This is a genomic window from Acinetobacter sp. YH12046, assembly GCF_013419905.1.
Lineage (GTDB): Bacteria > Pseudomonadota > Gammaproteobacteria > Pseudomonadales > Moraxellaceae > Acinetobacter.
Map to the genome: position 1 here is coordinate 19,371 of NZ_VOZF01000027.1, position 19,429 is coordinate 38,799.

Here is a 19,429-nt window from a genome sequence, read left to right on the forward strand (position 1 = left end):
ATTTCCGATTTGGCTAAAAACATCACAGTCTGACAAGAAGGTTGGTTCTCTGCTGCAATGCGGGGCTTAAATATTTAAAAACGCCAAATTATAACGGAAAATGCCTGTTCAACCAATGATTTTCATATTTATAGATCATAAAACTATAAGGAATGAATATTAGAAAAATCAGAAAAATGCCCTGCAAAATCAAAAGCTATTGTCATTACAGCAATTTATCTTAATTCTCGCTGATAGAAAGACTGGATTACTTCAAGCAAAGCATGAATTTTTCGATGAAATATTGGACATTCTGTGTAATTTTTAGTGGATTTAGCTGAATAGTTATCAGTCAGCTGGATAATTCCATTAATATAGGCGCACAAAGTTTTATGCCGCAGTAGGGAACGTCGATGCAACGTATCGCAATTAATGGTTTTGGACGAATCGGACGCAATGTGTTGCGTGCATGGTTTGAGAATCCGAAAGATTTTAATTTTGACATCGTTTCCATTAATGACGTTGCCGACGTTGAAACCTTATTGCATCTATTTAAATATGATTCTACTCATGGTCGTTTCCCGGGGCAGGTTGATCTGACGTATGAAGATGAGTATGCCTACCTGCATGTCACTTATCGCGATGCTTATCAGAAAGTTCAGGTTTTAAGACAAGCCAATCCAATAGAAATGCCTTGGCATGAACTGAATATTGATGTGGTATTGGAATGTACCGGCCTGTTCCGTTCGCGTGAGGCTGCGACTCAGCATATTACTGCCGGGGCAAAACGGGTCATTATCGGTGCTGCACCGTTTGATACAGTGGATGCCGCAATTGTCTATGGCGTCAACCATCGAGATGTCAAAGAAAGTGACCAGATTATTTCCAGTGTTTCCTGTACTACGCAGGCATTGGTACCGCTAGTCAAAATCATTGATGATGCCTTTGGGATTGAAACTGCACTGATGACTGAAATTCACGCGGTGACAGCGGATCAGTCAGTACTGGATCATGCCCATCGTGATTTAAGACGTGCCCGTGCTTCCGGGCAAAATATTATTCCAACCACATCTTCAGCTTTGGGTGCTTTAAAACGCGTAATGCCGAAGATGGAGAACCGGATTGATGGTTATTCGATTCGCGTGCCAACCATTAATGTCGCAGCAATTGATCTGACTTTTATTTCTCAGTCACCCATTACTGATCATCAGTTGAATGAAGTATTAATGAACGCTGCACGTCAGGATTTTGCTGAAATCATGTCTGTGACAGATGAGCCTTTGGTCTCTAGCGATTTTAATCATTCGCCTTACTCATTGATTGTGGATCTGACCCAGACCATGGTGGTGGGGCATCAGGCTAAAGTATTTGCCTGGTATGATAATGAATGGGGTTATGCCAACCGTTTGCTGGATCTCTGTGAATCCTTTTATACAGATTAAGCTATTTTGAAAGCATCCCAAATGGGGTGCTTTTTTATGCAAGATTAAAAAATTAGAGGAAAATGAATAAGAACTTGGACGTAATTGATCGAAAAGCTCCGGATTTATGCCGAATATTTCTATGATCTGGATATTTTTTCGTTAAGATAAAGATAATTAAATGGAATAAGAGCAAGCACATGATGTTGATCTGGGGATTTATTATATTACTAACCTTGGCTGTAATCTTTTTGATCTGGCTGCAATTTAATAATAATGAGAGTTCACAAAGTGTGGAAGGCGTGCCAGTTGAGGAAAAAGTGGCGCATCTGGAAGAAAATTTAAAAAAGACCTTGGAAATTATGCAGGATCTGGCGAAAAAGATGCATGTGCAGCAGGAAGTACTGGATCAGACTACAGCCAAACTGCAAAAAGTTGAACTGCAAAATGCAGAACTGGTAAATCTGCTCGCTAAAGTAGTAGAACCAAAGTCATAAGACCTTTTTATGCTGGCCTAGCCTTATATAAAGGATTTAAACCAGTAACGTTCTTAAAATAACTGCCGAGGCCATGCTAATCAAAATGGTCGGCAGCATGCCAAAGCGTGATGCAACGAATAGTGTCACCATTATAGCGATCAGATCAGCTGGATCATCTCGTAAAAAATATGGGGTGATCATCGAAATCAGTACACAACCCGGAATCACTTCCAGAATTTTACGCTGACGTTTGCTCAAAGTTTTATTTTTGAGTAGGACATAGCTAAGTATCCGAGTGCAGTAAGTCGTTAGCGCCACCAATAAGATGGCGATAAAAGTGCTCATCTGGATCATGCTTCATTCTCTTGAATGAGCCAGAAGGCAGAGGCAATGCCTGCAAGCGCACCAATCAGCACATACCAGTTTCCCGGTAGATAGCTATAAGCCAGTGCAGCACAAATACAACTGATTAGCCAAGGTCTGGCTTCAATAAAGCCTTTCCACATACCTTTCAGTAAGACCAGCATAATGGCGGGGAAAGCCATATCAAAACCAAAACGGTTAATGTCTACTAGCATAGGTCCAAGCAGTGCACCGAGCGTCGTAAACCCGACCCATGCCAGATAAAGAACAATACATAGCCCGGCATAATAAGGCAGACTAAAAGCATATCGATAACCAAACTGTGCCAGTCGACGCTGTGCATCGGTCAGGCTTAAGGCCCAGTTTTCATCGACCATAAAGAATAATGCCGGAAAGACTTTTCGATTTGGAAGATGTCTTAAATAAGGTACTAAACTGGCACCGAGCAGAATATAGCGGCTGTTAATGAGAAAACTAATAAAGATTAAGGTAAGCAGATGCGGTGGATCAGTCCAGGCTTCTAAAACTGCAAACTCGGAACCGCCAGCAAAGTTCAGCCCGGTCAGCAAGGGAACGTCAAGCAGGCTAAAATCTTTTTGTGCTGCTGTTGCGCCCAAGACCAGCGCGAGAGGAATTACACCTAATAATAAAGGTATGCAGTCTTTCACACCACGCTAGAATTCACTCAGAGGAGTGGTATCAGAAGGCGTTATACTTGGCTGAAAGGGAGGCATGAGATAATCAGGTTTTATTCTAGAGGGAGAAAGAAAGTTTATAAGAAATACAGAAGTCTTTGCAGTCCCTTTAAACTCTACCAGAATGGTGCTGTTTTCTTGGTCATTTAAGTTCCCATATTAGGTTTTTGTATAGGATTATTTTTAAGCATCTAGTACTGATATCTTATAAATTTTTACCCTTGGATAGATGAGGATTGAATCAAGAATAAGTTTTTCTTCATTGTTTTGGTAGGGAAAATATATTAGAAAATCAATTTGATATGTTGGTTATTAAATTTTATTCAGCCTATTTTCTCTTAATAAGAAAGAGATGATTTGGTTTATCTATCTAAGTCCTTTGTTCAGTCAGAGAAAATTATCAAAATTGCGATGCACAGCCTAAACGATCGTGCTAGACTAGGAGAAATCGGGTGTGCTCCCGATTTTTTTATGCGGTTTATTCCGCGCTGACAAGAATTTAGGTTTACAACATGCCCATTTCAGAGACATGGTTATTACCTGATGGTGTAGCTGATGTATTACCAGAACAAGCGCAAGTCATCGAAAGCCTGCGCCGTCAATCACTGGATTTCCTCGCATCTCGAGGTTATCAGCTGGTGTACACGCCATTTATTGAATACATTGAATCTCTATCTTCTCTCTCAGAATCGAATCAGGATTTAGACTTAGCCACTTTTAAAGTGATCGACCAGTTGTCTGGCCGTTTGCTTGGTGTGCGTGCCGATATGACACCACAAGTGGCTCGTATCGATGCGCATGTACATCCAGTGGAAGGTGTGGCTCGTTATTGTTATGCGGGTACGGTTTTACATACGAAACCTCAAGGATTTAATACCACACGTGCACCATTGCAGTTAGGTGCAGAATTATTTGGTTCAGACAGCATTGACGCTGACGTGGAAATGGTTGACTTGATGATCAGCCTGATTCAGGAAGCGGGTCTGGCCGACGGCGTCCACCTTGACTTAGGTCATGTTGGTCTGTTCCGTAGTCTGATTGCACAAGCGGGTTTAAGTAAAGCAACCGAACGCCAACTGTCTGATCTGTATCAACGTAAAGCATTGCCGGAACTGGCTGAATTTACTGCAAATCTTAAGTTTGGTTCAGACTTTTATACGCTTGGCCGCTTTGCAAGTGACCTGGATGCCTTAAAAACGAATTTAAGTGCTGAAGTATTAGAAAATCCAGCCTTCAAACAGGCATTTGATGCACTGCAAACCACCAAAAATGAAGTTCAGGTGCGCTGGCCGAATCTGCATATTGGGATTGATGTCGTCGAGTTACGTTCATACCATTATCACACCGGCCTGATGTATGCAGTTTATGCACCAAACCGTGCTGCGGCACTGGCACAAGGTGGCCGTTATGATGGCATTGGTGAGCATTTTGGTCGTGCACGTCCGGCAACCGGTTTCTCTTGTGACTTATATGCTTTAAGTGCAGGCAAGTTTGCTACAGCTAAAGTTGTGGTAGCACCTAAGGGTACAGATGCTGCGCTGTTAAATGCGATTCAGGCAACCCGTGCACAAGGCTTAAGTGTAATTCAGTTATTAGGTAATGATGATTTAAACTCAGTACCGTATGCAACTCACCAGCTGGTGAATGTGGACGGTGAGTGGACTATCAAAACGATTTAATCGCTTTAATTGTTTTACTCAGTGTTCATGTCGCTGAGTGGGACTTTCAACTTTAACAGCATGATGTAATGAGGCTATTATGGGCAAGAATGTTGTGGTACTTGGTACCCAATGGGGCGACGAAGGTAAGGGTAAAATCGTCGACCTGCTCACAGATCAAGCGGCTGCAGTAGTTCGTTATCAAGGCGGACATAACGCAGGTCATACTCTCGTGGTTGGTGGTAAGAAAACTGTATTACACCTCATTCCATCAGGTATTTTACGTGAAAACGTATTGTGCTTAATTGGTAATGGTGTGGTTCTTTCACCTGAAGCGCTCATCAAAGAGATGGATATTCTTGAAAAAGAAGGCGTGCCAGTACGTGAACGTCTACGCATTTCTCCAAACTGTCCATTGATTCTTCCGCACCACATCGCACTTGACCAAGCTCGTGAGAAAAAACGTGGTAATGCGAAAATCGGTACAACTGGTCGTGGGATCGGGCCTGCTTATGAAGATAAAGTGGCACGTCGTGCAATCCGTGTTGCTGACCTGGTACGTGGTGGCGAACATCTGAAAGCTCAGCTTGAAGAATTGCTTGAATACCACAACTTCCAATTGACTCAATTCTTCGGTGTTGAAGCAGTTAAAGTTGAAGACGTACTTGCGCTTTGCGACGAATGGCGCAAAGTGATCGAGCCTATGGTTATGGACGTGACTGGTGAACTTCACGCTTACCGTAAAGCTGGCAAGAAAATCATGTTCGAAGGTGCACAAGGTTCATTGCTTGACGTTGACCACGGTACATATCCGTACGTGACTTCTTCAAACACGACTGCTGGTGGCGTAAGCTCAGGTTCAGGTCTTGGTCCATTACACCTTGACTATGTACTGGGTATTACTAAAGCGTATACTACTCGTGTAGGTTCAGGTCCATTCCCAACTGAGTTGGTGTATGACGCTGCAACAGATACAGGTGATGCAATTGGTAAACACCTGGGTACTGTAGGTTCAGAATTTGGTGCGTCTACTGGCCGTCAACGTCGTTGTGGCTGGTTCGATGCTGAAATCCTGCGTCGTTCAGTAGAAGTGAACTCACTGTCTGGTATTTGCTTGACTAAACTTGACGTTCTTGACGGTTTGGAAGAAGTGAAAATCTGTGTAGGTTACGAATCTGCTGATTCTGGCTGTGTTGGTTCTTCTGATGCGCTTGCATTTGAAACTTTAAAACCAATTTACGAGACTATGCCAGGCTGGAAAGAATCTACTTTCGGTGCGAAATCACTAGATCAATTGCCACAAGCGGCAATTAACTATGTGAAACGTCTTGAACAATTGATTGAATGTCCAATCGACATCATTTCAACTGGTCCAGACCGTGAAGAAACCATTATTCTTCGCCACCCGTTTGATGCTTAATTCTTTAAGCTGAAAATGATAAAAAACCCTGTGATTTCACAGGGTTTTTTATTTGAGCGAGCTTATAAAAATGATTGAAAACCTGTTCGGATTCTTTATGATGTTTTGACCTTATATATTTGAGAAGGTTATGAAATATAAAAATTTATTGGCGGGGATGGTTATCGCGACCACATTAACGGGGTGTACTACGGTTGCAGATTTGATGGGAGCTGATTCAGCTACATTAAATCTGAGTGCAGCACAAAGCTATAATCAGATGCTGACAGAGGCCAAGCAGAAACAGATTCTGGATACGACTTCTGCCACCTATAAAAAAGTAAATCGGGTTTTCCTGAAAATGAAGCCGTATGCGGATCAACTGAATCAGACTGGGCAGAAGTTTGACTGGCAAGTGGCTGTGATCAAATCTAACGAGATTAATGCCTATGTCGCACCAGGTGGCAAGGTGGTGTTCTATACGGGTATTGTCGACACACTAAAACTTACAGACGATGAAGTTGCTGCCATCATGGGACATGAAATGGTGCATGCGCTTGAGGAACATTCTAAGAATAAGGTAGGAGCGCAAGCACTGACTGATCTGGCAGTAAGTATCGGTAGCAAGTACGTCGGGCAGTCCGCTGGTGGTTATGGCGGGCTACTGCTGGATATGGGTGCTCAATTTGGTGTGGGCTTGCCATTCTCACGTAATCTGGAAAGCCGTGCCGATAAAGGCGGGCTCATGCTGATGGCACGAGCAGGCTATAACCCGAATGCAGCGATTACGTTGTGGCAAAAAATGAATGCACAAGACAGCCGTGGCAATAGCGTCCTGAATAAATTTACTTCTACGCATCCAACGAATGATGACCGAATTGCAGCCTTGCAACAGCTGATGCCTGAAGCGATGACGGTATATAAAGCTAAGAAATAATTTGGAAATTCAGGACTAAAGTCTTAACAGCAAGTGCTGTGCAGTGGCATGGCGCTTGTTAGAATAAAACAAAATAAAATATGAGTATGCAGGATGCATAAAAATATCTCGGGAACGATGTTCTATTCCTTGTTATTCGCGATGGGCGGCGCACCGACCATTGCGATGCTAATTATACGTGCCCAAACTCGGGATCCTGACATTATTTATGGGGCATTCATTGGCTTGAGCGTGATCATTGCCTGTGTACTAGTACCTGTCATCTTACTGCAGAATGCTTTTCTATTTTTTAAGCGTAAAAGTGAAATTTTAGAAGAAAAAATTAAACCTTTGTGTCATTTATATTTAGGTTTAAATATTGTCTGTCTGATTTATTGGCTTGCGATACAGTATTGGGGTTAAAATTACATAAAATATAACAAGATGAAGTAATTGTACATTTAGTTGCTCCGGCCTTTAACTTATAATTTTTTATAATGTAAATTAGCCTTTTGCTTATGGTGGAGTCACTATAATGAAAAATAAATTCTTGTTAGGTATGGGTGCAGTCGCAGCCATTACTTTGTCTGGTTGTACAACTATTGCCGATATTGCGGGCGCAGATACAGCGACTTTAAATGCTTCAGCCAGCCAAAGCTACAATGCCATGGTGGCAGACGCTAAAGCGAAAGGTCAGCTGGATACCAGTTCAGCGACATATAGTCGTATTAATGCTGTTTTTAACCGTTTAAAACCTTATGCCAACCAGCTGAACCAAACGGGTACTGCATTCCAATGGCAGTTAGCCGTACTAAAATCTGATCAGGTCAACGCTTTTGTGGCACCTGGTGGTAAAGTGGTGTTCTATACCGGTATCGTGAATAAGTTGAATCTGACCGATGCTGAGATCGCAGCCATTATGGGTCATGAAATGGTCCATGCCCTGGAAGAGCATGCGAAACAGAAACTTGGTGCACAAGCCCTGACTGATCTGGCATTGGGTATTGGTTTAAATGCAGCGGGCGTAGGACAAGGTGGTGCTGCAGTAGCACAATTGGGTAGCCAGATTGGTATCGGCTTGCCTTACTCACGTAATCTGGAAAGTCGTGCAGACCAAGGTGGTTTAACCCTCATGGCGCGTGCTGGCTATAACCCAAATGCAGCGATTACTCTTTGGGAAAAAATGAACAAGCTTGAAGGCGGCAGCACTGGCGCTACCTTCCTGTCTACTCACCCATCGAACAGCCAACGTATCGCAGCAATGCGTCAAAATCTGCCAGCAGCAATGCAGATCTATAACAAACGTTAATGATTGCGTAATTTGAGTGATTCGCGATTTTAATGATGAAAAGCAGGGCAGTAGTCCTGCTTTTTTATATTTAAAATCTTAAGGCAATAAAAAAGGCAAAGTTTTCACTTTGCCTTTTTGTGCTAAAGACCGGGAAGTCTTAGTGGTGGTGACCACCTGCACCGTGTACGTGACCGTGATCAAGTTCTTCTTGAGAAGGTTCACGGATAGACACGATTTCAACTTCGAAAGTTAAATCTTGACCAGCAAGCGGGAAGTTAGCATCAACAACAACATTGTCACCTTCAACTGCTTTAACAGTTACGATTTGAACGCCGTCATCAGTTTGTGCTTGGAACTGCATGCCTGCCTGGATGTTGTCTACGCCTTGGAACATTTGTTTAGGCACTTCTTGCACTAGCTCTGGGTTATATTCGCCATAGCCTTCAGCAGCAGGAACATTTACAGTGAATTTTTCACCAACAGTTTTGCCTTCTAAAGCTTTTTCTAAACCAGGGATGATGTTACCTGCACCGTGCAAATAGGCAAGTGGTTCACCTTGAGATTTGTCGAGAGTTTCACCCTCTGCGTTAGTCAATGTGTAGTGGAAAGAAACCACGAGGTTATTTGCAATAGCAGTCATCTTAATTGATCCATTCAATTTTTTAAGGGTACATCATAAAGTGAAATTGTATTTTTGTAGACTAAAAATAGCAAAAAAATGCAATTTGACATGTTTAATGACGATTTTTTCATATATGAGGACAATATTTACAATTTCAATGCAATTTCAGCTTGGGTGCAATTTTTCGTGTAACAAAGTCTTTGGCAGTTAACAGGCCAGCATGGGTATAGCCATGAATGGTGGCCTGATGAATCCGGTACAGGGATACATACATGGATTTCGCGACAAAGCCTTGAACATTGACCTGACCCAATAATTCACCGACAGCGCTGTTTTGACTTAAAGACACTAATGAACCTTTGTCAGAAAACTTGAACATCGGTAAATAGCTTTCGCCATTAATGCGTGCTTTTAAGGCTCTGACCAGAAAAGCAGCCTGCTGGCTGGCAACCTGCGCACGTGGGCCTAAAACCGGTTGATCTGCTTCAGGCTGACAGTGCGCACAATCACCAAAAACGAAAATATCCGGGTCTGATAAAGTTTGCAGAGTTGCATAAACTTTTAGGCGATTAATATTGTCTTTTTCCAGCTCTTTAAGTTTTGCCAGAACTTCAGGTGCTTTAATTCCAGCAGCCCAGACTTTAATTTCTGCTTCGAGGCTTGAACCATCAGCAAAATAAATCTGGTCTTCATCGACTTTAGCGACCCGGTGACTGGTTAATACCTCAATACCTAGACGATCGAGTTGCTCCATGGTGTGTTCAGCCATTTTCTCAGACAGTGCAGGTAAGATCCGATCAGCGGCTTCAATCAAAGTGATTTTGACTTTATTTGGATCAATCTTGTTCAGACCATATTTAAAAAAGTTTTGTTTGGCGATCACCAGCTCGGCAGCCAGTTCTACACCAGTTGCACCGGCTCCAATAATGGCAATTTTAAGCTCACGGGAAGAGGTTTGATTTTGAGCATTGAGATAAAGATGTAGCAGATCCTGCTGGAAGACATCGGCCTGCTGGCGGCTGTCGAGAAAATGACAGTATTGGGCAACACCTTCCGTATTAAAATCATTGGAAGTAGAACCTAATGCTAGCACTAGCGTGTCATAGCTGATGTGTTTCTTCTGTTTAGGCTGGGATTTTTTAGAAAAGTAATCTGTTTCCAGAATAATTTCCTTAGCTTCACGATCCAGATCAACAAATGTTCCCAGCACAAAGTGATAATGATGAGCTGCAGCATGACTAAAATAATTGGTTTCTTCTGCATGCGGATTAAGCGTACCTGCAGCAATTTCATGCAATAAGGGTTTCCAGATATGCGTCAGTTTCTGATCTACCAGCGTAATATGCGCTTTACCACTTTTGCCTAAGGTTTCGCCCAGTTGAGTAGCCAGCTCCAATCCACCTGCGCCGCCACCTACAATTACGATTAGATGTGCTGTCATATATTATTAACCTATTTATTTTTCTAATAAAAATAAGAGAAATTTAGACCAAATATACTATGGCATGGGCAGCAGGCCGTCTTGATTAGAATTGTTATACAAATTACAAAACGTAGCAATTATGTCAGGGGAGGTAAAATTGACGAGAGAAAAGGGAGAAATTTAAGGGGGGGTTAGAAGGCAAATGAGAGGCCTTCTAACTGTATTCAGTGTTTATTTCTGGATTGGATAGAGTTTGGCACTTGGTGCACTTTCTGCAAAGATGCTAAAGAAGCTGGATAACCAGCTCAGAAATTTCTGGAAGAAACTGGCTTCTTCAAGTTCCACCATATCTTCAATCTGGATGGTACGAATAAGCTGATTATTCTGATAGACATGAATCGTCGCTAATGGCATCACTTTGGCCATAGGTGCAATTAACTCAGAAGCAGTCATTTCTACATTAATATGGGTCTGGGTTTCATGGAGCGGTTCAATGCTTTGCATTACACCATCACCTGTATTCAACATTACCCGTTGATGGTTTTGATCGAACTGGTTCAGGTCAATGGCATAATTCTGATCATATAAAGATGTCGTAATAATCTGCGGCTGTTTAGTCTGAACCTTAAACATTTTCAAAGTCGATTTGATCACCGGTAATTCAGCGAGTAGCTGTTTGTCTTTAATGGCGACTTCATTACGGGTATAGGTATACGCCAGATTCATCAACTTATGCGACACTTCAGCGCGTTTGGCAGCACTTTTGGTACCTAAAACAACCACGATCAAACGACGGTGGGGCAGTTCCATATCATAAGTTGGACGATTGGCGGTGAGCGCCAGGTTATAGCCGGCTGCACGAGTAAAGCCAGTTTTTAAACCATCGACGCTTGAGTCCACTTGCAACACACGGTTAGTGGCACGGTGGAAATGGTTGTTATAGGTAAAACTTGGCTGTTTGGAATAATATAGATAGTCCGGAGTCTGATTGACTACAGCTGCCGACAAACGCGCCAGATCCGCTGTAGTAGAATAGTGCTCAGGCATGGTAATACCGGCCGGATTCTGGAAATGGGTATGAACCATACCTAAAGCTTTTGCTTCCCGATTCATTCGCTCGACAAAGCTCGGAATATCACCTGAAATTTTTTCTGCCAATGTCACAGCAGCATCATTCGCCGACATGATAATCAGACCTGCCAGAAGTTGATCAATCGAAATCTGCTCACCTTCTTTCAGGTACATTTGTGACTCATCCCACATCACTGTTTTCACAATCGGTGTTGCAGTTAATACTTCACTTTTATCTAATTTACCCGCCTGAATTTCTTTCAATGCAATATAAGCGACCATCATTTTGGTGAGGGAAGCTGGAGCACGTTGAACGTCGGCATTGTGTTCGGCAATGACCTGGCCTGACTGTGAGTCAAGAATGGTCCAGGCTTCTGCTTCAACGCTTTCAGGCAAAATATTCAGAAGGGCAGCATATGAAATTGCAGGCACAAACAGGCTAAGAACTGCAAGCAGTGAGATGATGTATTTCAAAGGTGTTCCTTAATAACCAACCGGTCGATGAACGATTTAATTTTCACGCATGCTATGCCTTTTTTTTAAGGATAGCTAGTCAGAAATGTAGACAAATGCGACAGCTAAGCAATACTGGCCTAAAAAATGCTAAGCTAAGCTATAACTCATTTATTTGTATTTTATATCGCCCATTATGTTGCATTATCAAATCGAATTTGACGATTATCGTCAGCATCTTATTCACGTAACTCTTCGCTTTTTAGCAGATCCAACGCAAGTCCTTTCTTTACCGACCTGGATTCCGGGCAGTTACCTGATTCGTGAGTTCTCAAAGCATATTGAAGCGGTCAAGGCTTATGATGAGGATGGACGCCAGCTACAAATCCAGAAGTTTGAAAAGAATAAATGGCGTTTATTCAATACGGATCATGAACTGATTACGGTGGAATATGATGTCTATGCGTATGACCTGTCTGTTCGTGGTGCATATGTGGATCAAAACCGTCTTTATGTGAACCCGGCTTGTGCATGTTTAGGGCTGGAAGGTCAGGAACATAAAGAAATTGAAGTAGAAGTATTCCTGCCGGATGAACTGAAACATTTCCAGCTTGCGACGGGCATGCAGGCCAAAAGTCTGGTGAAAGGTCGTTATACCTTAAAAGCTAAAAACTATGCTGAACTGATTGATGCGCCGTTTGAACTGGCAGAGCAGACCCGTTTCAGCTTTGAAGCCAATGGCATTCCGCATGAGTTTGTGGTGTCAGGCAAGCATGCGATGAATGAACAGCGTATGAAGCAGGACATTGAGAAAATCTGTGCGACAGAAATTTCCATGTTCGGTTCTGCGCCATTCAGTGATTATACCTTTATGACCATGGCCACCGGGAACAGCTATGGCGGTCTGGAACATCCAAACTCAACCAGTCTGATTACACCGCGTGATGACTTTCCTAAAGCAGATGAGCCTGAAGAGCCATCGAAAGATTATCAGCGTTTCCTTGGCCTATGTAGTCATGAGTATTTCCATTCATGGTTAGTGAAATTTATTCGTCCAGAAAACTTCGTGAATTATGACCTGAACAAAGAAGGCTATACTTCTTTGCTTTGGATCTTTGAAGGGTTTACGTCGTATTATGACGACCTGATTCTGCTACGTAGTGGCGTGATCAATCAGGAATCTTATATTGCATTGCTTAAAGCGCAGATTGATCGTTATCTTCAAAACCCGGGACGTTTTATTCAGTCGGTGTCTGAGTCTAGCTTTGATGCCTGGGTGAAATTCTATCGTCAGGATGAAAACTCAAACAATGCCGGTACCAGCTACTATAATAAAGGCTGTTTAGTCGCATTGTCTCTTGATCTGGGTCTACGTCTGCGTGGCTCGAGTCTGGACGCTTTAATGCGTAAGCTATATGAAAATACGCAAAATGGCATTCAGGTCAATGAACGGACTATCTTTGAGTTATGTCAGGAATTAACGGGTGATAACTGGTTAGAACAGATTAATCATTTGATCAATACCACAGATGAATTGCCTTTAGATCAGTTACTACCTGAATTTGGCGTGAGCTATACACTGAAAAATGACAAGTCATTACCATTTGGTTTGAAACTTGCAGATAAGCCTGAAGGTGTGCTGGTTCAGTCTGCACGTCGTGATGGAGCAGGGGTGAAAGCGGGCCTTTCAGCGAATGATGTAATTGTGGCGATTGATGGCCTTAAAGCAACGACGAAACTTGTCGAGAAATATGCGAAACAGGAAGGTACGTATACTGTCCATGCATTCCGTCGTGATGAGCTGATGACTTTTGAAGTTCAAAATGGTGGTTCTGAACTGACTGAAGTTGAGTTAAAAGTTGAAGATCAAGCTAAAGCCGAGAAATGGTTGAAAGCTTAATCAGAATGTTGCTATTAAAAAAACCGCTGTTAAGACAGCGGTTTTTTTATTGGGTTTTTTAGATGATTTATTTAATGATCAGTCGTGAAGTTCCACGGAACTCAGCCACGATTTGCTCTTTCTGATTCAGGATCTGAATATCGTAAATTCCACTACGACCGCTACTGGCCTTATGTTCAGCTATGGCGGTAAGGGTATCACCTAACAAAGCTGGTTTTAAATAATGAATCCCGCAATGTTGGCCGACTGCTGGGTATTCGCCGGTATTGCAGGCAATGGCAAATGCAGCATCAGCTAATGCAAAAATCACAGCGCCGTTACAGGTCTGATGTCCCTGTAAATGTTGTTCAGACACTTTAAGTTCAATCTTCGCATGATTGTGGTTATAGGAAATTAGATGTGCACCGAGATACTGAATTAATCGGTCCTGATTAAACATCTGGTTCACTTGCTGATCCATTGCAGAACTCCTTTTTTAGATACACTTTGTTTTAAAAATATTAATTATGTGAATCATAAATAACATTCCAGGAGATAAATAACAAGCGAAAGCCAGATGAATGATGCAATGCAGCTGTTTTACGCTTCAAAATAAAGCGCCATGAAAATGATGCTTTTAGGGATTAAGAATTAGTTGCCACGATAGGTTGAATAACCATAAGAGCTCAGTAATAACGGAATATGATAGTGCTCCAAAGCACCGTCAATCGTAAATACCACAGGTACTTCAGGGAAGAAGGTGCGTTGATTATTGGCCTTAAACCAGTCACCGGTTTTGAAGGTCACTTTATAGATGCCTTTCTGTAAAGCTGTATCTTTAGGATAAAACTCTTTGATACGGCCATTGGTATCTGTTTTTAACTCATTCAGTTTTACCCACTTGTCACCCTGCTGAGCTTCCAAAATCACCGCGACATTGGCGGAAGGCAGACCAGTTTCCTGATTCAGCACATGCACACTTAAGGGATTCTGTGCAAAAGAAAAGCTTGCTGTCGCCGCTAGAAGAGCACCAAAAATAATTTTTTTCATAGGTCTGTTCCTATTCAATAGATAGATAAAATTAAAGTTGTTTTAAAGTATGTTGAATGCCTTGTGCGGCACATTGATGATCCTGTTCAGAGCCACCAGAGCCTGCAACGCCAACAGCGCCAATGAGCTGGTTTTTATAAACCACAGGTACCCCGCCGCCCAATAATAATAACAATTCATCCAGGGTATTTAAATTTTGTGCATCCGGGTTCTTTTGTGCATGACGCATGAAATCCAATGTACTGGTCTTAGTCGAGTATGCAGTAAAGGCTTTACGCTGTGATGCAGTTAAATTGTGAATTCCGACAGATTCATGCCGTTGGCTGGCCAGAACATTACCGCCTTGATCCAGTACTGTGACTGCAGCGGGTTTGCTGGCTTTCTGACAAGCTTGCATGACATTCTCAGCAAGTTGGTTTGCTGTGCTCAAGTCCATAATATAGGCCGTTTTTAATTCAGCATGGCTTAAGCTAACCATTGCTAAACTCGCTAGATATAAAAATATTTTTCTCTGATTTAATCTACTTCTCATGATAATGTTCAGTCATATAGAAATTGAGAAGATCATAATCAAAGAATGGAAGCTCATGGATGACAATCAGATTACCAATTTGTAATCTTTGCGCTGTATGAAATTGATTAAACTCAGCCCATGCATATTTTAATTGTAGAAGATGAAGCCAAAATTGCCGGATTCTTGGCCACAGGCTTAAATGAATCCGGCTACCAGACTACACAGGTGGGTAATGGCCTGCATGCCTTATCAGTGCTGGAACAGCAACCGATTGATCTGGTATTGCTGGATGTGATGCTGCCCGACCTGGACGGCTGGCAAGTCCTCAAAACCTTGCGTACTTTCTCTAAAGTCCCCGTACTCATGCTGACTGCCAAAGATCATGTGCTTGACCGGGTCAAAGGGTTGGAACTGGGTGCAGATGACTACTTAACCAAGCCTTTCTCTTATATCGAACTTTTGGCCCGAATTAAAAGCCTACTGCGCCGTGTACCAAAAGTTGAACATGAAATGTATCAGGTGGCCAATTTAGAGCTGAATCGTTTAACCCGGGAAGTATTTCGAGACCAGCAAAAAATTGAGCTTACCCAAAAGGAGTTTGCGCTTTTACAGTTGCTGATGGAACACCAGTCCGAAGTTTTAACCCGGACACAAATTGCTTCACTGGTCTGGAATATTAATTTTAATACCGACACCAATGTCGTTGATGTTGCTGTACGCCGATTACGTTCTAAAATTGATGATCATTTCAGTCCAAAACTTATTCATACTGTACGTGGTATGGGTTATAAACTGGATGTGCACGCATGAAAATGCATTTAGGCACACGTCTCGGCATCGCTTTTGGCCTTATTTCCTGTATCGTTTTTTTAAGTATCGGCGGGTTGTCCTATCACAATATGCAGCAGATGGTGCAACAACAGCAGGATGAAGCTTTGGCCTTGCGGATTTCCAGAATAGAAATATTTCTGGCTGATCAGCAAAGCTTTCAGGTGCTGATCGAGCATCCGGAGCTTTATGAGAATATGCTTGGACAGGAAGATAACTTACTGATTCTTAAAAATGCTCAGAATACCTTGATTGACATTAATCCTTTAAATATCGCTATTCCTCTATTGGATTATCACACCAAGCTGAATTATCAAAATAATAAGATTGAACAACCCACGACCCGTTTGGCATTTAAGCAAGTGGACTTTAATGGACAGTCTTATCAACTGATTACCGGTAAGCAGCTCGCAGCAGGGCAACAGGTTTTAAAACATTACCTGATAAAATTAGTGATCTACACTCTGCTTGGTATTATTTTATCTACTTTGTTAGCCTGGCTGATGGGACACTATCTACTGCGATCCATGCGCCAATTAATTTACGCCACTCAGCAAATTAATGTGCAGCAGCTGGATCAGCGTATCGAGTTGCCATCCCGAACTATTGAGGTGCAGCAACTAACCGAGGCCATGAATGCCATGCTGGACCGAATACAGCAAGGCTATGAACAGTTGGCCCGATTTTCTGAAGATATTTCCCATGAATTACGAACGCCCCTGAATAACTTGATGGGGCAAACCCAGATTGCCTTGTCGAAGTCACGCAGTCGCGATGAATTAGAAAATTTGCTGTATTCCCATCTGGAAGAGTATGAACGTCTAACTCAGATGATTGAAAACATGCTATTTATCGCCCGAGTTGAACATGGCCACTATCAGATAGAAAAACAGACACTAGAACTTAGCCAGATCATAGAAGATTTGCTGGCATATTTTGAGTTTCTGGCAGAAGAAAAAAATATATCTATTTATACGGATATTCCGGCTCAACTGAATATAGCTGCGCATCCGGAACATCTGCAACGTGCGCTTGCCAATTTACTCAGCAACGCAGTGCAGTATGGAAAGGAAAATGGCGAGATCAGAATCACGGCGATGACTACAGAAAATAGCTGTCGGATTGATGTGCTGACAGCAGGTGTACAGATCCCCGAGCAGCATTTAGCCCATCTGTTTGAACGCTTTTATCAAGTTGATAGCAGCCGGCATCAAAAAGCCCAAACGGGTGGTTTGGGCTTGGCGATTGTGCAGTCCATTATGCAGTTGCATCAGGGGGAAGTTCAGGTGAATAACCATTCTCAAGGGGTGGTCTTTAGTTTGATCTTCCCGATCTAAGCAGTGGCTTAACGTGTACGACGGCCACGACTCTTGGTATTTGGACGGGTGGTACCATTGGTCTTGCGACGTGGTTTTTCACCTTCTTCCATTTGCCAGATACGCGGTGTGCCGGTTTTTTTCTTGGTGCCGTCTTTCGTTACTTTCTTGTTAATTGGTTTACCACCGGTACCACCCGGTTTTTTCACATAAGAGCGCGAGCGGTAAGGTTCTTGAGCAGGCACATCTTTAAAGTCTGGATAAAGTAGGGGTTCAATTTCTTTAGTTTCACCTGGCTGTAAACCTAATTGAACCAGATCAATCGAACCGATTTTGGTGCGAATCAAACGTAATGTAGGAAAGCCGACTGCTGCAGTCATACGACGAACCTGACGGTTACGACCTTCACAGATTGAAATTTCGACCCATGAAGTTGGAACAGAAGCACGGAAACGTACAGGAGGATTACGTTCCCATAACCATTCCGGTTCAGTGACTTTAATTGCTTTGGCTGGTAGCGTAATACCGTCATTCAGTTCAACGCCTTTACGAAGCTGTTCTAGAGCTTCTTCGGTTATATCCCCATCGACCTGAACCAGATAAGTTTTGAATTTTTTGCTGGTTGGGTTAGTAATATATTGATTTAAACCGCCATGATCGGTCAGGAACATCAAACCTTCAGAATCCATGTCCAGACGACCGGCAATACGCAGATCCGGATCATCTACGAAATCCGCCATTGTTTGATGTTTTTCATCTGGACGAAATTGGGAGAGGACGTCATAAGGCTTGTTAAGAATGACAATTTTCACTTTAACCTACTAAAATATATAAAATAATTCTGGTGTGGCAGTCATGTTGCCCATTGTGATACTCCTTTACTTATAAGTAGGAGATAAGGGAAGACATAAAAGAGTCCACTAAGTGGAAGCTATCATAGCAGATTCTGATTTATCTTCCTTGAATTTATGTTTTGTATCTAATTTGATTGCGACCATGCCGCTTTAAAATGATGTACTTTTTGTATTCAAATATGATCTTCCGTTTAAGAATGTTAATCCTCAATGATCTTCATTTTCTACTGAACTTGTCGAGTCAGTTAAGGGAAGATCAGACAATTCAAGGTTAAGCAAAAAATTGACAATGATTTTTATAGATCTGAAATGGTCTTAACGGATTTACATACCATACAAAAGCTTTCCAAACTGGCTTAGACCACTACAAAGCAAGCTGATATTTTAATTTCACAGTTTCTAATATTTTTAATTTTGAGGTGAACAATGAAATTGTTGACTTTAATTAGTATGGGTATTGCAGCGAGTTATTGTTATAAAAGCATCAAACATAACAAGCAAAATCTTTCAAATCTAAGTTTTGATGAAGTGATCAATCAACACATTTTACGAGATTTTATAGCCTGAGCATTACTTATATTTACTGCTAGTTTAATTTGATTATAAATAGAAAATCTCAACATATATTGTTGGGATTTTTTATTTTTATCATTTAAATATTTTTAGATAAGATGAGTAAGAAAAGTTGTATCAAAATTAAAGTTACATGATTAATCTATTAAATAGTCAATTAATACAACTCTATAAAACAATGTAAACGAAAAATTCAAATCTTCTGCTAAATTAAAAAATAAACCAAATGTGTGGAGGTCTGTATGAGAAATATACCAGAAGGAACCCAGGTTATTCATCATATATTAGCTCAGGACTGTGCATTCTATAAGGAAGAAAATGGAATTCTGAAAGTCTGGAATAGTGGTACTTGGGTGAATGCGATTGTACCAAATCTGGAAAAGATGATGGAGCTTGATTTCGAGTGGCTTTGTTGCACAAACCTATCTGTAAAGGCTTTTTCAGCGATATAATTTTCAAATGAAGAAGCCTACACACAAAATCTACCGCACAACCAATTGGCCCGCATATAACCGAGCACTCATGAGTCGCGGAAATATTGCCATTTGGTTTGATCCTGCTACGCAATGGTATGCTCCATCAAAAGGCAAACAAGGGCGAAATCAAACCTACTCCGACGCAGCTATCCAATGCTGCTTAATGATT

At 41.8% G+C, this 19,429-nt stretch carries 21 protein-coding genes and 1 pseudogene; 13 read left to right on the plus strand and 9 right to left on the minus strand.

Annotated elements, in window-relative coordinates; translation table 11 throughout:
• Positions 1-392 precede the first annotated feature (392 nt).
• Together FTU03_RS12930 and FTU03_RS12935 are read left to right on the plus strand one after the other, a co-directional pair.
• The gene (locus tag FTU03_RS12930) at positions 393-1,421 is read left to right on the plus strand and encodes a type I glyceraldehyde-3-phosphate dehydrogenase (RefSeq protein WP_179993210.1); all 1,029 of its coding nucleotides are present in this window, start codon (positions 393-395) and stop codon (positions 1,419-1,421) included.
• 179 nt (positions 1,422-1,600) lie between these two features.
• The gene (locus FTU03_RS12935) at positions 1,601-1,897 is read left to right on the plus strand and encodes a hypothetical protein (RefSeq protein WP_005236433.1); all 297 of its coding nucleotides are present in this window, start codon (positions 1,601-1,603) and stop codon (positions 1,895-1,897) included.
• Positions 1,898-1,933: 36 nt separating this feature from the next.
• Here FTU03_RS12935 and FTU03_RS12940 read toward each other — a convergent pair whose 3' ends face one another.
• Both FTU03_RS12940 and FTU03_RS12945 read right to left on the minus strand, forming a co-directional pair.
• Complete coding sequence (locus tag FTU03_RS12940) at positions 1,934-2,233, minus strand: AzlD family protein (protein ID WP_179993211.1); 300 nt, start codon at positions 2,231-2,233, stop codon at positions 1,934-1,936.
• Positions 2,230-2,916: pseudogene (locus FTU03_RS12945) on the minus strand (AzlC family ABC transporter permease); the annotation flags it as partial. The pseudogene FTU03_RS12945 and the gene FTU03_RS12940, both read right to left, overlap by 4 nt.
• A gap of 533 nt (positions 2,917-3,449) precedes the next feature.
• Here FTU03_RS12945 and FTU03_RS12950 point away from each other — a divergent pair.
• The 5 genes from FTU03_RS12950 (at position 3,450) to FTU03_RS12970 (ending at position 8,219) form a co-directional block, all read left to right on the plus strand.
• The gene (locus FTU03_RS12950; RefSeq protein ID WP_004815411.1) at positions 3,450-4,616 is read left to right on the plus strand and encodes an ATP phosphoribosyltransferase regulatory subunit; all 1,167 of its coding nucleotides are present in this window, start codon (positions 3,450-3,452) and stop codon (positions 4,614-4,616) included.
• Positions 4,617-4,695: 79 nt separating this feature from the next.
• On the plus strand, positions 4,696-6,015 hold the full coding sequence (locus FTU03_RS12955) for an adenylosuccinate synthase (protein WP_179993212.1): 1,320 nt from the start codon (positions 4,696-4,698) through the stop codon (positions 6,013-6,015).
• A 130-nt stretch (positions 6,016-6,145) separates the two neighbouring features.
• Complete coding sequence (locus FTU03_RS12960; protein WP_179993213.1) at positions 6,146-6,931, plus strand: M48 family metallopeptidase; 786 nt, start codon at positions 6,146-6,148, stop codon at positions 6,929-6,931.
• A gap of 93 nt (positions 6,932-7,024) precedes the next feature.
• Positions 7,025-7,333, plus strand: a complete 309-nt coding sequence (locus FTU03_RS12965) for a hypothetical protein (RefSeq protein WP_179993214.1) — start codon at positions 7,025-7,027, stop codon at positions 7,331-7,333.
• Positions 7,334-7,445: 112 nt separating this feature from the next.
• Positions 7,446-8,219, plus strand: coding sequence for a M48 family metallopeptidase (locus FTU03_RS12970; RefSeq protein ID WP_179993215.1), 774 nt, complete (start codon positions 7,446-7,448; stop codon positions 8,217-8,219).
• Positions 8,220-8,358: 139 nt separating this feature from the next.
• On the opposite strand, the gene slyD is transcribed toward FTU03_RS12970, so the two are convergent.
• From slyD to FTU03_RS12985, 3 genes are all read right to left on the minus strand, one after another.
• Positions 8,359-8,841 carry a peptidylprolyl isomerase gene (gene slyD / locus FTU03_RS12975; RefSeq protein WP_004784172.1) on the minus strand — a complete coding sequence of 161 codons (483 nt, stop codon included), beginning with the start codon at positions 8,839-8,841 and terminating at the stop codon, positions 8,359-8,361.
• Positions 8,842-8,977: 136 nt separating this feature from the next.
• Complete coding sequence (locus FTU03_RS12980; RefSeq protein WP_179993216.1) at positions 8,978-10,264, minus strand: NAD(P)/FAD-dependent oxidoreductase; 1,287 nt, start codon at positions 10,262-10,264, stop codon at positions 8,978-8,980.
• A gap of 213 nt (positions 10,265-10,477) precedes the next feature.
• The gene (locus FTU03_RS12985; RefSeq protein WP_179993217.1) at positions 10,478-11,791 is read right to left on the minus strand and encodes a D-alanyl-D-alanine carboxypeptidase PBP6B; all 1,314 of its coding nucleotides are present in this window, start codon (positions 11,789-11,791) and stop codon (positions 10,478-10,480) included.
• 175 nt (positions 11,792-11,966) lie between these two features.
• Here FTU03_RS12985 and FTU03_RS12990 point away from each other — a divergent pair, with 175 nt between their 5' ends.
• Positions 11,967-13,670 (plus strand): M61 family metallopeptidase, encoded by a 1,704-nt coding sequence (locus FTU03_RS12990; protein ID WP_179993218.1) that lies wholly within the window; start codon positions 11,967-11,969, stop codon positions 13,668-13,670.
• Between the two features lie 67 nt (positions 13,671-13,737).
• Here FTU03_RS12990 and paaI read toward each other — a convergent pair whose 3' ends face one another.
• The 3 genes from paaI to FTU03_RS13005 form a co-directional block, all read right to left on the minus strand.
• Complete coding sequence (paaI, locus tag FTU03_RS12995) at positions 13,738-14,130, minus strand: hydroxyphenylacetyl-CoA thioesterase PaaI (protein WP_166136082.1); 393 nt, start codon at positions 14,128-14,130, stop codon at positions 13,738-13,740.
• Positions 14,131-14,300: 170 nt separating this feature from the next.
• Positions 14,301-14,699 (minus strand): hydroxyisourate hydrolase, encoded by a 399-nt coding sequence (gene uraH / locus FTU03_RS13000; RefSeq protein ID WP_179993219.1) that lies wholly within the window; start codon positions 14,697-14,699, stop codon positions 14,301-14,303.
• Positions 14,700-14,730: 31 nt separating this feature from the next.
• Positions 14,731-15,177 carry a heme-binding protein gene (locus FTU03_RS13005; RefSeq protein ID WP_257220893.1) on the minus strand — a complete coding sequence of 149 codons (447 nt, stop codon included), beginning with the start codon at positions 15,175-15,177 and terminating at the stop codon, positions 14,731-14,733.
• Between the two features lie 174 nt (positions 15,178-15,351).
• Here FTU03_RS13005 and FTU03_RS13010 point away from each other — a divergent pair, with 174 nt between their 5' ends.
• Together FTU03_RS13010 and FTU03_RS13015 are read left to right on the plus strand one after the other, a co-directional pair.
• Positions 15,352-16,023: a heavy metal response regulator transcription factor gene (locus FTU03_RS13010; protein WP_179993221.1), complete on the plus strand. Its 672-nt coding sequence runs from the start codon at positions 15,352-15,354 to the stop codon at positions 16,021-16,023.
• The gene (locus tag FTU03_RS13015) at positions 16,020-17,378 is read left to right on the plus strand and encodes a heavy metal sensor histidine kinase (RefSeq protein WP_179993222.1); all 1,359 of its coding nucleotides are present in this window, start codon (positions 16,020-16,022) and stop codon (positions 17,376-17,378) included. The genes FTU03_RS13010 and FTU03_RS13015 overlap by 4 nt, the downstream gene beginning before the upstream one ends.
• An 8-nt stretch (positions 17,379-17,386) precedes the next feature.
• Here FTU03_RS13015 and FTU03_RS13020 read toward each other — a convergent pair whose 3' ends face one another.
• Entirely contained in the window at positions 17,387-18,169 is a 783-nt protein-coding gene (locus tag FTU03_RS13020; protein ID WP_179993223.1) for an rRNA large subunit pseudouridine synthase E, read from the minus strand.
• Between the two features lie 468 nt (positions 18,170-18,637).
• Between FTU03_RS13020 and FTU03_RS16360 the strand changes: the two genes are divergently transcribed.
• The 3 genes from FTU03_RS16360 to FTU03_RS13030 form a co-directional block, all read left to right on the plus strand.
• Positions 18,638-18,778 (plus strand): hypothetical protein, encoded by a 141-nt coding sequence (locus tag FTU03_RS16360; RefSeq protein WP_373683635.1) that lies wholly within the window; start codon positions 18,638-18,640, stop codon positions 18,776-18,778.
• Positions 18,779-19,026: 248 nt separating this feature from the next.
• Entirely contained in the window at positions 19,027-19,236 is a 210-nt protein-coding gene (locus FTU03_RS13025) for a hypothetical protein (RefSeq protein WP_179993224.1), read from the plus strand.
• Positions 19,237-19,243: 7 nt separating this feature from the next.
• On the plus strand, positions 19,244-19,429 hold a 186-nt coding region (locus FTU03_RS13030; RefSeq protein ID WP_171072059.1), incomplete at its 3' end, for a transposase.